Origin of the sequence: Marivirga sp., assembly GCF_051117495.1 — a bacterium.
Classification (GTDB): Bacteria; Bacteroidota; Bacteroidia; order Cytophagales; family Cyclobacteriaceae; genus Marivirga.
This window is the reverse complement of sequence record NZ_JBNPEF010000033.1, coordinates 25,258-39,741: the sequence shown is the minus strand read 5'-3', so window position 1 is coordinate 39,741 and position 14,484 is coordinate 25,258. Positions and strand designations below refer to the sequence as shown.

At 34.7% G+C, this 14,484-nt stretch carries 11 protein-coding genes; 6 read left to right on the top strand and 5 right to left on the bottom strand.

Annotation, left to right across the window (positions count from 1 at the left end; all coding sequences use genetic code 11):
• The first annotated feature begins 39 nt into the window (after positions 1-39).
• The 4 genes from ACFE0M_RS16890 to ACFE0M_RS16875 all read left to right on the top strand — a co-directional run bounded on the left by ACFE0M_RS16890 (position 40) and on the right by ACFE0M_RS16875 (position 7,293).
• Positions 40-855, top strand: a complete 816-nt coding sequence (locus ACFE0M_RS16890) for a hypothetical protein (RefSeq protein WP_434546967.1) — start codon at positions 40-42, stop codon at positions 853-855.
• The gene (locus ACFE0M_RS16885; RefSeq protein WP_434546966.1) at positions 852-2,930 is read left to right on the top strand and encodes a hypothetical protein; all 2,079 of its coding nucleotides are present in this window, start codon (positions 852-854) and stop codon (positions 2,928-2,930) included. The genes ACFE0M_RS16890 and ACFE0M_RS16885 overlap by 4 nt, the downstream gene beginning before the upstream one ends.
• A 782-nt stretch (positions 2,931-3,712) precedes the next feature.
• Positions 3,713-4,435 carry a hypothetical protein gene (locus tag ACFE0M_RS16880; protein ID WP_434546965.1) on the top strand — a complete coding sequence of 241 codons (723 nt, stop codon included), beginning with the start codon at positions 3,713-3,715 and terminating at the stop codon, positions 4,433-4,435.
• A 95-nt stretch (positions 4,436-4,530) separates the two neighbouring features.
• Positions 4,531-7,293 carry a VPS10 domain-containing protein gene (locus ACFE0M_RS16875; protein ID WP_434546964.1) on the top strand — a complete coding sequence of 921 codons (2,763 nt, stop codon included), beginning with the start codon at positions 4,531-4,533 and terminating at the stop codon, positions 7,291-7,293.
• Here ACFE0M_RS16875 and ACFE0M_RS16870 read toward each other — a convergent pair whose 3' ends face one another.
• Positions 7,294-7,776, bottom strand: coding sequence for a SixA phosphatase family protein (locus ACFE0M_RS16870; RefSeq protein ID WP_434546963.1), 483 nt, complete (start codon positions 7,774-7,776; stop codon positions 7,294-7,296).
• Between the two features lie 236 nt (positions 7,777-8,012).
• On the opposite strand from ACFE0M_RS16870, the gene ACFE0M_RS16865 reads away from it, so the two are divergent.
• Entirely contained in the window at positions 8,013-8,204 is a 192-nt protein-coding gene (locus tag ACFE0M_RS16865) for a cold-shock protein (RefSeq protein WP_013453300.1), read from the top strand.
• A gap of 133 nt (positions 8,205-8,337) precedes the next feature.
• Here the strand turns inward: ACFE0M_RS16865 and ACFE0M_RS16860 are convergent, their stop codons facing one another.
• Genes ACFE0M_RS16860 through ACFE0M_RS16845 form a run of 4 tightly spaced genes read right to left on the bottom strand, consistent with a single transcriptional unit; the run spans position 8,338 to position 11,875 of the window.
• Complete coding sequence (locus ACFE0M_RS16860) at positions 8,338-9,267, bottom strand: carbon-nitrogen hydrolase family protein (RefSeq protein ID WP_434546962.1); 930 nt, start codon at positions 9,265-9,267, stop codon at positions 8,338-8,340.
• A 31-nt stretch (positions 9,268-9,298) separates the two neighbouring features.
• Positions 9,299-10,414 carry a DUF4221 family protein gene (locus ACFE0M_RS16855; RefSeq protein WP_434546961.1) on the bottom strand — a complete coding sequence of 372 codons (1,116 nt, stop codon included), beginning with the start codon at positions 10,412-10,414 and terminating at the stop codon, positions 9,299-9,301.
• 52 nt (positions 10,415-10,466) lie between these two features.
• Complete coding sequence (locus ACFE0M_RS16850; RefSeq protein WP_434546960.1) at positions 10,467-11,075, bottom strand: ribonuclease HII; 609 nt, start codon at positions 11,073-11,075, stop codon at positions 10,467-10,469.
• Positions 11,072-11,875 (bottom strand): transporter, encoded by an 804-nt coding sequence (locus ACFE0M_RS16845; RefSeq protein ID WP_434546959.1) that lies wholly within the window; start codon positions 11,873-11,875, stop codon positions 11,072-11,074. The genes ACFE0M_RS16850 and ACFE0M_RS16845 overlap by 4 nt, the downstream gene beginning before the upstream one ends.
• 151 nt (positions 11,876-12,026) lie before the next feature.
• Between ACFE0M_RS16845 and ACFE0M_RS16840 the strand changes: the two genes are divergently transcribed.
• The gene (locus ACFE0M_RS16840; protein WP_434546958.1) at positions 12,027-14,267 is read left to right on the top strand and encodes a TonB-dependent receptor; all 2,241 of its coding nucleotides are present in this window, start codon (positions 12,027-12,029) and stop codon (positions 14,265-14,267) included.
• Positions 14,268-14,484 lie beyond the last annotated feature (217 nt).

The window sequence follows — 14,484 nt, the reverse complement described above, 5'->3', positions numbered from 1 at the left end:
CTAATTTAATCACTTTGAGTTTATAATTAAATTAAGTGCATGAAATTTTTCAACCTTATCCCCATTTTATTGATTCTGTCAATTGAAATCCATGCGCAATCTATATATGCACCAGTATCAGCTAGGGTAATTGGAATGGGGGATGCATCCGTTACTTTGGATGGTTATTGGGCATCTTTTCAAAATACTGCTGGTATTACCTCAACTGAAAGTTTAGAGCTTGGCGCCACTTATGAAAATAGATTTGGAATGCCTGGAATGGATTTTATGGCTACGGGTATCACTGGTAAAGTCCCTTTCGGGCATATCTCAATTAATGCTTTTCGTTTTGGGGATGATATTTATAATGAACATAAATTATCCTTAGGTTATGCTACCGAAATTGGAATAATTAGAATTGGAGGAAGGGTCAATTATATTCAATATATGGTGCAGGATTTTGGGACCAGAAATACTTATTCAGTTGATTTTGGCGGGATTGCGACTATAACTCCTCAGTTGGTTATTGGTGCGCAAGCCTTGAATATTACCCAAGCAAACATAAATGCTGAAACAGAACAGCGAGTACCCACTTTGTTAAAATTGGGATTGTCCTACCGACCAAGGGATTATTTTATGTTGAATGCAGAAATTGAAAAGGACATCATTAGGCCTGCTATGATTAAGTTAGGCGCAGAATATAATTTCATGGAGAAGTTTTATCTACGTACAGGGCTAAATAGTAATTCTTTTCAATCATTTTATGGCTTAGGATTTAAATATTTAAGCTTCCAATGGGATTATGCCCTCAGCAATCATGCTGAAATGGGTTTTTCGCACAGCATTTCCATGCAGTATAAATTGAGGAAGAAATGAGATTAAGTGTCTTTTTCACATTATTTCTAATTTTTACATTTATAATGCCTTATAATAATCAGGCACAAGAGCTGGATATTGATTTAGAAGAATTTATTGAAAGTAATTTTTCAGTCCAAGATGAGAAGACCAACTATGAGGATATTTATGAAGCATTATTCCAACTTTATCAATCGCCCATAGACCTCAATAATGCAGACAGACAGGATTTACAGTCTTTACTTTTACTTTCCAATATTCAAATCAATGAATTTTTAAATCACCGGGCTAAAAATGGTGATTTACTGAGTATTTATGAACTTCAAGCCATTCCAGAATTTGATCTTGAAACCATTTATGAAATCCTTCCTTTTGTTACGGTAAGGGAAACAGGTTTGCAAGCTGATAACCGCCCACTATTGCAAAGAATATTGAATGAAGAAAATAATTACTTAATCATCAGATCTGACAGAACACTTGAACAAAAGCGCGGATATAAGGAAACAGATGAAAGGGCAAGACAATATTTAGGTGATCCTTACAGAGTTTACACTCGCTTTAGGGTAAAGCATACTGATGATTTTAGCATAGGTTTTACCACAGAAAAAGATGCTGGTGAACAATTTAAATGGGATCCGACTCGTGATCAATATGGAATGGATTTTTGGTCTTTTCATGCCCAATTGGAGAATCAAGGAAGATTAAAAAATATAGTTTTGGGTGATTATCAATTACAGTTTGGGCAATCTTTACTTTTTGGTGCTGGCTTTGCTATAGGGAAGGGAAGCCAGACCGTAGCTACGGCTCGTAGAAGTAATCTTGGAGTATTGCCTTATACCTCCGTTTTGGAAACCAATTTTTTTAGGGGAATAGCCAGTACCATTGAGTTAAATGATTATTTGGATTTGACCACATTCTACAGCTATAATCCTATAAATGGAAATGTGGATTTGGATTCGGCAAGAAGTGCGGAAGAGTTTTTTACTTCCATTAGATTAACTGGTTTTCATAGAACTGAAAATGAGTTAAGCGGAAAGAATGCTATAAATGCGCAAAATTTTGGTGGTAATTTATTATTTAATACTAAAAGAGAGCATCTCAATATTGGCTTGAATTATATCCATACCATTTATGATAGACCATTTTTCCGACAGCCCAATAAATATAATCAGTTTGAATTTGGCGGAACTGAAAATCAGAATTACGGTCTTTTTGCCAATTATTATTGGCGTAATTTTCATTTGTTTGGGGAAAGCGCTATTAGCAGTTCGGGTGGTATTGGGGCAATAGGTGGGTTTATTGCTTCCATTACTCCAAGTTTGCAGACTAGTTTTATTGTCAGAAACTATGACCGGGATTTCCATGCCTTCTATGGAACCGCATTTGGCGAAAGCACTCGAAATATAAACGAAAATGGCGTTTACTGGGGAATAAAATTCCAACCACTTAAAAAGCTGACTTTTTCCGGCTATTACGATCGCTTTAATTTTCCATGGCTAAGATTTAGGGCGGATGGCCCATCTAAGGGTAACGAATTTTTAGGCAGGGTTTCCTATAGGTTTAGCAGAGAGATTAATCTATATGCACAAGCCAGAGTGGAAAATAAAGAACGGAATGTTGATTTAGAAGGGAACCCCAATCTTTATGGATTAGCCAATGCAGAAAAGAGAAACTATATCTTGAATTTGGATGTAAGGCCAAAGGGTATCTTATCACTTAAAACTAGAGCGCAGTTTAGTGAATTTTTACTTCAGGGAGAATATACCAGCGGAATGGCATTAATTCAGGATATTAATTTTGATTTCGGGAAATTTCGGTTAAGTACTCGATACTCTATATTTGATACTGATGATTTTGAAAATAGGCAATATGTCTATGAAAAGGATGTATTATATGCTTTTTCCATTCCTGCTTATCAAAATACAGGAAGTCGTTCTTATGCTTTATTACAGTATAAATTCTCAAAAAAGCTCCAGATTTGGGCGAGATATGCGCAGTTTCGATATGTAGATCGGTTTACGGTTGGTACTGGCAATGAAGAAATTGAAGGGGATACAAGATCGGAGGTGAAAGTACAGATGATGCTGAGGTTTTAGAGGTTTAATCTAATCCATTGATTAATTCTTTTAATTCTTGTTCCGAATTATTGAAGTTTCTGACCAGTTTTATATAAACTACAATTCATTTCAATCAAATCCAAAATCAGTTTTTTCTACGGTACCGTAGGAGCCAACTTATGGTAACACTAGAATATGAGATAATACCAAGCTCTGTAGGAGCGACCTTATTGTATCCTCACTTCATTAAAGCACTTAGCTGATTTCTTAGATAAGGCCGTTCCTATTGAACTTTTGTAGTGGGCTTTTATAGCTGTTACCATAAGGTCGTTCCTCTGGAACTTGGGTAAAGCGTCAAAGTAATTATGAAAAATTATTAAATGATAAGTGGAATTGAATATTAAACCTTTTATTGAAATTCTAAACGAGTCCATTTATTTCATGAAAGACTGATTCGTATTTAGAAATTATCCATTTATCATTTCTGGAGGGGAGCTTATTTGAAAGTAATTTAATATTCGTAATTCGATATTTACGGCTCCATAGGAGCCAACTTATGGTAACAAAAAACTGTGGGATTATCGCAAGCTCCGTAGGAGCGACCTTATCGCCTACACCTGTTCAATAAAGGTTTTTTCATAAGGTCGTTTTACTGAAATTTGGGTGAAACACCTCACCAATTGCGATAAAAGAATTCTTTGGATTAAAATGCTTGGACAACATTCGATTAGTATATATCAAATAAACTCCCCATATAATTTCCACAAAACTTTTTTCTTGAATAAATTGTACTTCAATATATATTTTGAACTCTTTACTGAATGAAAAAATCATTTTTAATTCTAGTACTATTTATTTCAGTTCTATCAGCTTGTAAATACACCACGCCCCCAGAAATGCTAATGGGCAAATGGTACGTAGCCTCCGTAAAAGCTAATGGACATGAAATGATCAATGATTATTTAGATGCCAATACCCGTTATCTTATCTTTAATGAAGAAGGATCTTATCAAGTTGGGTTGTTGGATACTACTAAAGAAAAAAGATGGATGATGAAATCGGATAAAAATGAGCTGGTTATGATGCACGGCAGTCCATTTGATGATATTAAAACATGGAAAGTGAAAGCGTCTGATGAATTGGTTTATTTAACTGACAAAATCAATCATTTTAAAATTACTTTAAATAGAAAACAGGAGTTACCAAAAATTCAGATAAAAAACCCTAATTCATTAGTGGGAAAATGGATTATTAAAAAAGTTACCGTTAATGGCTATGATAATACGGATAAATACGCATTTCCCAATCGGTGGATTTTACTTTCCGATAATGGTATGTTTTATAATGGAAGTGAAAAAGGTGATCAAAATGTTGGTTATTGGGAACCCAATAGTTCATTAACAAAAATTGATTTTTTTGATCAAAAAGGACAGGAGGAGTCCTTCATTTCTTTTAATATCGCCAATAACACGCTCTGGTATGAAAAACAAACCGATAATTATGACCAACCACAAGTAAGGGTCTATTTTAAAAAAATAGATTGAGTTTCATACCATCCATGATATTCCCCGATTATATATTTTCAATCAAATAATTGCCAATAATTCTCGATATTCGCTCAATACAAAATCCTATAATTATGAAGCGAATATTAGCCAGTCTTGTTATTTTATTGATGCCATACCTTTTAATGGCTCAGGTTCAACCTACCGATGCAAAATCCATCTTGGAAGGAATTGAAAACAGAAAAAAACTAGCAGAATCTTCGGTTTTGAAGAATTATCCTGCTAGAAATGTAGGACCAGTTATTCAAGGAGCCCGCATAGTGGATATTGCAGTCAATCAAAATAATATCAAAGAATTTTATATAGCCTATGCTTCCGGTGGTCTTTTCCATACAAAAAACAATGGAATCAGCTTCGAGCCTATTTTTGATAATGTGGGGGCACTTACTTTAGGAGATATTGCACTGGCACCAAGTGATGAAAACATCCTCTATGTTGGAACAGGAGAAAATAATTCCAGTAGAAGTAGTTATGCTGGTTCTGGTATTTATAAATCAACTGACAAGGGACAAAGTTGGAAGCATATCGGCTTACCAGGCAGTCAGCATATTGGAAGAATTGTGGTTCACCCTGAAGATCCTAATACCGTTTGGGTAGCTTCATTGGGAGGTTTATATTCTGATAATGAAGAAAGAGGCGTTTATAAAACCACTGATGGTGGTGAAACTTGGAACAAAACCTTGTATGTAGATGATAAAACAGGAGCTATAGATTTAATTATCCACCCAGAAAATCCTGATTTATTGTGGGCTAGCATGTGGGAACGCAAAAGATATGCCTGGGATTTTGTGGGCAATGGAGAAGGTTCTGGGATTTATATGTCAACTGATGGCGGAGAAACTTGGAAATTATCCATGAATGGAATGGATGATGATGAATTTACTGGAAGAATTGGTTTAGATATTTCTCAATCTAACCCAGATATTTTATACGCTTTAATCGATTATCAGAAAGAAACTAAAAAAGAAAAAGAAGAGCAAGAAGGATTAGCCCCAGCTGATTTTTTGGAAATGTCGGTTAAGGAATTTATGAAATTAAGTGATGAAGATTTAGATCAATATTTGAAGGATAATAATTTTCCTGAAAGATATAATGCCATAAATGTTAAAAAAGACATTGAATCAGGAGCTTATAAACCAAAAGCCTTAAGTGATTATTTGGGCGATGCCAATCAGGCTTTATTTGACACAGATGTGAAAGGTTCGGTAGTTTACAAATCAACTGATAGAGGAGCCACTTGGCAAAAGACACATGATTATGATCTATCTGGAGTTTATTATACTTATGGTTATTATTTCGGGGAGATAAGAGTAGCTACTCAAAATCCTGAGATTATTTATGTAATGGGCGTACCGATTGTAGTTTCCAGAGATGGTGGAAAAACTTTTAACAGAACAGATTCAATAGGCGATGTGCATGTAGATCATCATGCGATGTGGATTAATCCCGAAGATGAGGAGCATATTATGTTGGGAAATGATGGTGGACTTTATATCACTTATGATGGTGGCGCTACTTGGGATCATAAAAACAGTATGTCTGTAGGGCAGTTTTATACCGTAAATGTAGATATGGAAAAGCCATATAATATTTATGGTGGATTGCAGGATAACGGTACTATGGTCGGCAGTTCTCGTACTGTGCCTAATGTAAGAGGAAGATGGGAAAGTATTTTTGGTGGTGATGGAATGTTCGTAAGCGCTGATCCTAGAAATTCGGATATTGTGTATGTAGGTTATCAATTTGGGAACTACTACAGAATTGACAGAGAAAGCGGTAAAAGGCAATATATCACGCCTAAACATAATATAGGAGAGGATAGATTGAGGTTCAACTGGCGAACACCTGTAGTCATGAGTCAGCATAATCCTGATATCATTTACATTGGTGCTCAGAAAGTTTATCGAAGCTTAAATCAAGGCGATAACTGGACAGCCTTAACTGGCGATTTAACCAATGGTGCTAAAGAAGGAAATGTTCCTTTTGCGACCATTACTGAAATTGCTGAATCTCCATTGAAGTTCGGAACTGTTTATGTAGGGACTGATGATGGGAATGTTTGGTTAATGAAAGAAGGACAGAGCATTCAAAAAATCAATAACAACCTTCCGGCAGATTTATGGGTGAGCAGTATTCATCCTTCTGAGCATGATGAAGCCACGGTTTACCTTTCGATGACAGGCTATAGAAATGATAATTTTGATAATTACGTCTATAAAAGCACTGATTTTGGTAAAAATTGGACATCAATTAGTGGTGATTTACCACAAGAATCTGTAAATGTGATTTATGAAGATCCTAAAGTGGCTGGCTTGCTTTATATAGGAACGGATCATGGTTTATACACTAGTTTCAATGATGGAGAAAATTGGCAGCACATGGGAGCTATTCCAAATGTGGCAACTTACGATTTGATAGTGCACCCAAGAGATTTGGATTTAATTGTGGGAACTCATGGAAGAAGTATTTATGTGACAGATGTGAAACCACTACATAAAATCGCACAAAATGAAGAGAATAAGTTAGTGGCTTTCGATGTGGAAGATATTCGCTTTAGCAAAAACTGGGGAGAAAAATCGCATCCTTATTCAAAAGCTTATTTACCAGAAATGGAAATAGCGCTATTCCATAATTCAGACAAAAGGGCTAAAGTAAAAATTGAAGTTTTGAACGAAGAAGGCAAAAGTTTAACTTCCTGGGAAGAGGAATTATCTGAAGGCTACCAAAACTTTGAATGGAACTGTAAAATAGGAGATGATTATATTTCCAAAGGGAAATATGAATTGAAATTCACTATAGGAAAGGAAGAGCATAAGGAAGGATTTGAAGTGAAGTAATCACAAATTCTTAGGATACTGAAATAAATGGAATGAAGTATTGTTAGGAGATGCTTCACTCCATTTATTTATATCAAATTTCAAACTCACAATACCAGCAGTAGGAATATTATCCGGAAAACCAGAAAGCAAGTAATCAGCTAAATCATTTAGTCCTGGATTATGGCTTACCAGTATTAAGGAGTTTAAATTATTGTCAGTCTGCTTTATGATATTCAGTAATTTCGATCTGCTCGCATGATACAATTGGTCATCAATTTCCATAGGGACATTTAATATTTCTTGAAAAACCATTGCAGTATTTTTGGCTCTTTCAGCTCCGCTAGTTAAAACCATATCCGCATTGATAGCTTGTGAAGAAAGCCATTGAGCCATTTTCGGGGCATCTCTTTTGCCTCTATCATTCAGAGGACGATCATAGTCATTAAGGTGAGGGAAATCCCAACTTGACTTGGCGTGGCGAAGTAATATTAGCGTTTTCATAATAATCCTTTTTTATCATGTATGAACCTTTATCAAAAACCTGTCAGGTTTCTAGAATTTATAGAATAAAAAATAATAGCGTTTTGCATCATTAATATCTAGTGTAAACCTGACAGGTTTCGTTTCTAAATTAAAATTAACAATAGCTTCATGTAAAAATAATTTCCAACAATAGTAACAGAATAAATCAAAAAATGTATATTGCCTCAAATTTATAATTAATAACAATTTATTTTATGAGTACTGGAACAGTAAAGTTCTTCAATGAAGACAAAGGATTTGGTTTTATCATTGAAGACGAAACAGAGAACGAAATTTTCGTTCACGTAAGTGGTTTAGAAGACGATATCGAGAAAAACGATAAAGTTACTTTCGAAACTACAGATGGTAAAAAAGGCTTAAATGCCATTGGTGTCAGAAGAGTATAATCCAATTTATAGATTCTGAATGTAAAGCTGATTGGTCGCCAATCGGCTTTTTTTGTGCCTAAACATTACAATTTTTTCTAAAGCTTAACCCTATCCTGTTCTCAGCCTTTTGACCGACATTAGAAGTTTAAAATTAATTTTCCTTTCCCATTTCTGGTTGCCTATTCACATCAAACCCAAAAACATCATTTCGAGCATAATGCCCGATCACATCAAAATCCATTTTTGCTCTGATGATTTCATCATGATCGATTTCAGCAGTGAGTAATCCCTCTTCATTGTATAATGGACCAGCCAATACTTTCCCTAAAGGAGAAATAATAACGCTTCCGCCTCTCGATAAAATTTCAGGTCTATCTGCTGCCAGCTCTTTTTGCAGATGTTTAGGATAATCACTTTTTTGAATGAATTGGTTTGAACCTATCACGTAGCATCTTCCTTCACAGGCTATATGAATCAAACTGCTGTTCCAACTGTCCCTAGAATCAGCGGTAGGAGCCACATAAATTTCAATTCCTTTTTGATACATTGCCATTCTGGCCAAAGGCATATAATTCTCCCAGCATATCAGACCACCTAATTTTCCGATTTCAGTATCGAAAGTGGAAAGGGTAGAGCCATCACCTTCACCCCAAACCAATCTTTCGGCAGCAGTCGGCTTTAATTTACGGTGTTTCCCCATCAACTTCCCTTTAGGAGAAAAATAAAGCAAAGTGCAATAAAGGGTTTTGCTCACAGTATCCCTCTCAGTAACCCCAATGGTAATATACATTTTATACTCTTTTGCCCATTTTGCAATTTGCTGGGTTTCAACATCGTCTATTTCCACACTATTCTCCCAATATTCTTTAAATTGATCTCGGCCTGCCTCAGTTCTACTTCCTACAACGGTGCCAAAACCTAAGCCTGCTGGATAAGCCGGTATAAAGCTTTCAGGAAAAACTAATAGCTTCACTTCTTCCTTGAATGCTTTTTGGATCCAATGATGGACAATATCCATAGTTTTGGATTTATTGAAAATGGCGGGAGTGGCTTGTACGCAACCGACTTTGAATTTTTTCATACTTAAATATATTGGGTTTTATTTAAGAAAATTAAATGCTCACTAATTCAATTTCATGAAGTAGCAATTTACTTTCTGAAATCTCTAAATTTTTAGGATGATCTATTTGTAAATAAATTTTACTTTGAGCTACGAACCATGAATATAAATAGTAGGTGTTTTTAGCTAAATTAAACTCTTTTATTAAGTTAAAATCTTCATCAAATACTTGAAGCGTTAATTCTTTTTTAAGAAATCCATTTTCCTTAGGATTATATTCAGTCCCATTCCATACAAATCGCACAAAAGTGCTGTCATTAAGTTTTTCCAATTGGTTGTAAAAGTTACTTTCTACTGCATGAGGCTCCCAGTTTTCCGGATTTTTATTCTTTTTATGGTGGATTTTATTTGCATTAATAACTTCATGTAAATTCTCAGAATTTAATAGAAATTGATAAGTTATGGGTGAGTAAACCTGATTTATGAAAAAATTACCATTAAAAGGTTGCGATATTGTACTATAATTTAAAAAACCATATTCAAAATCTGATGCTGTAGGTTCGGTTTGGAAATATGGCAAAGGTTTAATTTTGAAATTACTAATATCAAAAAGACTGATTTGTTCTTTTTCAGGAGATATTTTTAACTGTGGATCAAAATATTTATTGGATAAAGGGATACTCTTGATTTCAGGAATATAATAAAGCCTGAAATGATGATTAAAAAAGGGCTCAAATTTAAAATCATAATTTTCAATTAGGGAAAATAGATTAGGATTAGCCTCTTTACTATAAGATTCATTAATAATATTAATGATGCCTCTGGAATAGATGAAAATCGAATCCTGATTATGATAATATAAGCCTTGAACATTCCCAATGGCTTTAGGGCCATCCGCTTCCAAAAATATTCTTTTGCTGAGTTTTTTTGATTTGAGATCGTAAAATTCGATACTATGGGTGGTATTATTGTAGGTAATAAACTTTAGATTTTCCTGATTCTTAAATGTAAAAACTTCGTAGCTATACTTTCCCAGTGTATCAATTTCAATCGCTATTGGTGAAATTTTCAGCTTTAATTCTTTAATATCTTCCTTTTTTTCTTCCGAAGGATTACATGCCAAAATGAAAATCAGAGCGTAAAAAATCTTGAGTTTTGTAAAGTTCATTTTTTATTATGGTTTAAGATAGCTTATTATAGTTATTTCCAATTTCTGAAAATTACTCAGTAAAAATCTCGATTTGCCTAGGTAGAAGCTGAAATGATTTTCTATGGTGTTCCGTTATGCCAAATTTTTCTATGCCAGTGCGATGTTGTTTTGTAGGATAACCTACATTTCTTTCCCAGCCATAATGTGGATGGATTACAGCTAAATCTCGCATCAAATTATCTCGGTATTCCTTTGCCAAAATAGAAGCAGCTGCAATGCTGAAATATTTGCTATCTCCTTTTATGACACATTCATGTTTAATTTCCTGATAAGGAGTAAAGCGATTACCGTCTATTAGGAGAAAATCAGGTTTTTGTTTTAATTGATCTAAAGCCTTATGCATAGCCCAAAATGAAGCTTTTAAGATGTTAACTTGGTCGATTTCCTCTGGGCTACATGAAGCTATGGCCCAAGATATGCTTTTTAATTTTATGACTTCTACCAAATCAGCACGCTTGCTTGCACTCAATTTTTTGGAATCCGTAAGATAAGGATGGGTGAAATTCTTGGGCAATATCACGGCAGATGCCACCACTGGTCCGGCCAAGCAACCTCTGCCTACTTCATCGCATCCAGCTTCAAATTCATTTTCCTTATCAAAGTAAGATCTTAAACTCATTTTTCTACTTTAAATAGATAGGATAACCCAAATGCAATAAAGCTTTGCTGATACTCCACCAAATTATTGGTTTGTTGGACTAGGTCAAAGCCAGCGTGGATATCCAGTTGGAATTTTGGGTTTATTAAATAGAGGAATCCACCGTCAAAATAATTTAGTGGGGTACGAGCTTCCGATCTGAAACCATAAATCTCTGCATACACAGATAATTTTTCATTTAAACTATAGCCTGAATTGATGGTGAACCTTAGTCGTCCAAAGTCATTGACGCGTTTATCATAGCCTAAATTCCCCATTATATACCATGTTGGATTTAATTGATATTTGGAGGTCAATTGAATCCTATAAAAATTGTTTCTTTGGAATGTCTCCGGGCTAAAAGTATTAAAGCCGTATTCTGCTACAATGGCCGTTTGAGGGGTCAAGTCTGACTCTTTCAATAAATTGATTTTGGTTCCTACCACAACGGGGCCAGAGTAACTCTGCCAAATAAATTGAGGGCTCTGACCGCCTTCCAATAATCTTTCACTTTGATAAGTCTGTCCCAATCGGAGTTCCAAACCTTCCATCAAGCCATATTTAACTAAGGTATTGTTCCAGCTAATGAGTTGAACCCTATCATTAGGGTTTACAGTCTCGCTTTCAAAGGAAAAGCCTGCTTCAATTTGGAAGTATCCTTTAGGAATGCTTTTGGGATATTCTGAAAATCCAGGTCTGTCAGTGTTGATCTGAATACTGTCTTCTTGAGCATTTGAATAGAAGGAAATGCTAATTAAAGAAATAAGAAAGAGATATCTCATGTGACGGTTGTTATAAGATGCAAGATAATAAAAATACTACATTCACAAATACTACTATTTTCGATAAACCTTTTTATTATAATTTAGTAATCTAATTATAATTAATATATTTGCATTAAAATTAATTTAGATTAATCTAAAAAATAATGTCATGAAGATATCTGTACTGTTTTTAATGATGTTTTCAATTTTTTACACTTCAGAAGCCCAAGTTTTTACAGCTGTTGTGAAAAATGAAAAAGGAGAACCATTGCCTTTTGCTACTGCACATGACCATGATAAGGGCTATGGAACTACCGCTAATGATTTGGGAGCGTTTTCTTTAAAAATTGAAGAAGGGACTAAGCTTATATGGGTTTCACATGTAGGATACCAAAAAAAAGAAGTCAAACTAGATAAATTGGATTTATCTCAAATTCATATAATTCAACTAATTCCGGATAAATTAGGCTTGAATGAGGTAGTGGTAAGTGGTCAGATGCAAGCAAGAAGTTTACGGAATTCACCAGTAAAGGTAGAAGTTTTTAAAGCTGATTTCCTTAATGATTTTTCACAGGGTTCTGGAAATTTAATGGAAAATATATCCATGATCAATGGAATTCAAGAAAATGTGGCTTGTGGAGTGTGCTATACCAATGAAATCAGTATAAACGGTTTAGAAGGAGCTTATACATCACTTTTAATTAATGGAATTCCTATTTATGGTAATCTAGCCACTGTTTACGGATTGAATAGCATCCCAACTGATATGATGGAAAAAGTAGAAGTGGTACGAGGACCAGGTTCTACGCTTTATGGCTCAGAGGCAATGGCGGGAGTAATCAATATCATTACGCCTCATGCAGAAAGTAATTCTGTAAATCTCAATTCTAGTATTTCGCAATTTGGTGAGTGGAAAGGAAATGTAATAACCCAAAATGCGGGAGAAAAATGGAAACACTTTTCGGGTTTTCATTGGGACGTGGCGAATCAATTTGTAGATCAAAATGATGATTTGTTTTCTGATGTGGTTTTAAGAGATCGCTTTTCGATATTCAATTTCTCTGAAAACGAGGAAAAACAATTATCCATAGGTGGCAAGTACTATTATGAAGATAGAAGAAATGGAGTTTTGGAATATGTGAAGGACAGAAACTATAAACAGCTAAGAGGTGATGATGAAGTCTATGGCGAAAGTATTTATACCCACCGATGGGAGTTGTTCGGAGATAAAAGATTTGGGAATTCACCCTTTCGACTACAATTTTCTGCAAGTCAACATTGGCAAGATAGTTATTACGGTGATACGTTTTATGAGGCAGAGCAACATCAAGCTTTTGCAAATTTTATTTATGAAAGTAAGTGGGGAGATCATAGCTTTTTATCAGGGTTAAGTCAGCGTTTAAGCTACTATGACGATAATTCTCCAGCAACTCAAAATGAGACTAGTAATAATCCTGATTTTCAAATCATACCAGGAATATTTGTTCAAGATGAATGGAAAATAAATGAAAAATGGAAAGCGCTTTCTGGGGCCAGAATAGACTATTACAATCGGCACGGATTAATATTTTCACCAAGATTGAATGTTCAGTATCAATTAAGTGAATGGACTAATTTCAGGTTCAATAGTGGTACAGGATTTAGGATAGTTAACCTTTTTACAGAAGATCACGCTTTTGTTTCTGGACAAAGAGAATTGCGAATTGAAGAAGATCTAGATCCAGAAAGATCTTTTAATGTAGGTTTAGGATTTCAGCATGTTTATACTTTCGGCAATCAGCAGGGAAGTGTAGAGTTGGATGGGTTTTATACCTACTTCACCAACAAAATCATTCCAGATTATGATACGCCTGGTTTTATTATTTACGCTAATTCTAAAAGCTATGCCTATACCAGAGGTTTAAGTGCCAATATTAATCATCAAGTGGGGGCTAATCTATATTTAAATTTAGGTGCTCAATGGCAAAATGCCCGACAGGCTGAAAGCAATGAGGATGGTGTTTTGGAAGAAAAGCGCATCATTTATTCTAGAGATTGGTCAGCAGTAGGATCGGCAGAATATAGTTTTCCAAAAGGAATAAAATTGAATTATAGCTTTAATTGGAATGGACCTACCGCTATGCCGGAGGTTTTTGAGGTAAATGCAGTGGGCGAAATTATCAGCTCAAGATCTGATTTATCTCCTGAATTTGCACTCCATAATCTAAAAGTCAGGAAGGAATTCAAGAAAATTGAGATTTTTGTAGGTGTTAGGAACATATTCGATAATGTTCAACATATATCACCGCTTAGTGGAACGCAAGATGAGACAGTGTCATTAGGTTTTGGCGAATATTTTGATACCGCTTACAGTTATGGAAGTTTAATGGGACGGAATTTCTTTGTGGGATTTGATTGGTCAATTCATTAAATTATTTAAATGGAAAATATAGTACATCCTCATTAATAATACTTTGGTAAATATGAATTTTTAATTTATTTTAAAGTAAAAACACAATAAATAGCATAAACGAAAATAAATTGGCAGTTGTACTCTTAAAAAAATAATATTATAAATTATTCGTAATGTGTTGTTTTATAGGTTTTTATGAAATCATATTGGTTTAAGTATTTTGTGTACAACTACA

What these genes read in the sequence shown, in the direction of transcription:
- ACFE0M_RS16890 (WP_434546967.1), top strand. Translation starts at nt 40, where the DNA reads ATGAAATTTTTCAACCTTATCCCCATTTTATTGATTCTGTCAATTGAA.
- ACFE0M_RS16885 (WP_434546966.1), top strand. Translation starts at nt 852, where the DNA reads ATGAGATTAAGTGTCTTTTTCACATTATTTCTAATTTTTACATTTATA.
- ACFE0M_RS16880 (WP_434546965.1), top strand. Translation starts at nt 3,713, where the DNA reads ATGAAAAAATCATTTTTAATTCTAGTACTATTTATTTCAGTTCTATCA.
- ACFE0M_RS16875 (WP_434546964.1), top strand. Translation starts at nt 4,531, where the DNA reads ATGAAGCGAATATTAGCCAGTCTTGTTATTTTATTGATGCCATACCTT.
- ACFE0M_RS16870 (WP_434546963.1), bottom strand. Translation starts at nt 7,776, where the DNA reads ATGAAAACGCTAATATTACTTCGCCACGCCAAGTCAAGTTGGGATTTC.
- ACFE0M_RS16865 (WP_013453300.1), top strand. Translation starts at nt 8,013, where the DNA reads ATGAGTACTGGAACAGTAAAGTTCTTCAATGAAGACAAAGGATTTGGT.
- ACFE0M_RS16860 (WP_434546962.1), bottom strand. Translation starts at nt 9,267, where the DNA reads ATGAAAAAATTCAAAGTCGGTTGCGTACAAGCCACTCCCGCCATTTTC.
- ACFE0M_RS16855 (WP_434546961.1), bottom strand. Translation starts at nt 10,414, where the DNA reads ATGAACTTTACAAAACTCAAGATTTTTTACGCTCTGATTTTCATTTTG.
- ACFE0M_RS16850 (WP_434546960.1), bottom strand. Translation starts at nt 11,075, where the DNA reads ATGAGTTTAAGATCTTACTTTGATAAGGAAAATGAATTTGAAGCTGGA.
- ACFE0M_RS16845 (WP_434546959.1), bottom strand. Translation starts at nt 11,875, where the DNA reads ATGAGATATCTCTTTCTTATTTCTTTAATTAGCATTTCCTTCTATTCA.
- ACFE0M_RS16840 (WP_434546958.1), top strand. Translation starts at nt 12,027, where the DNA reads ATGAAGATATCTGTACTGTTTTTAATGATGTTTTCAATTTTTTACACT.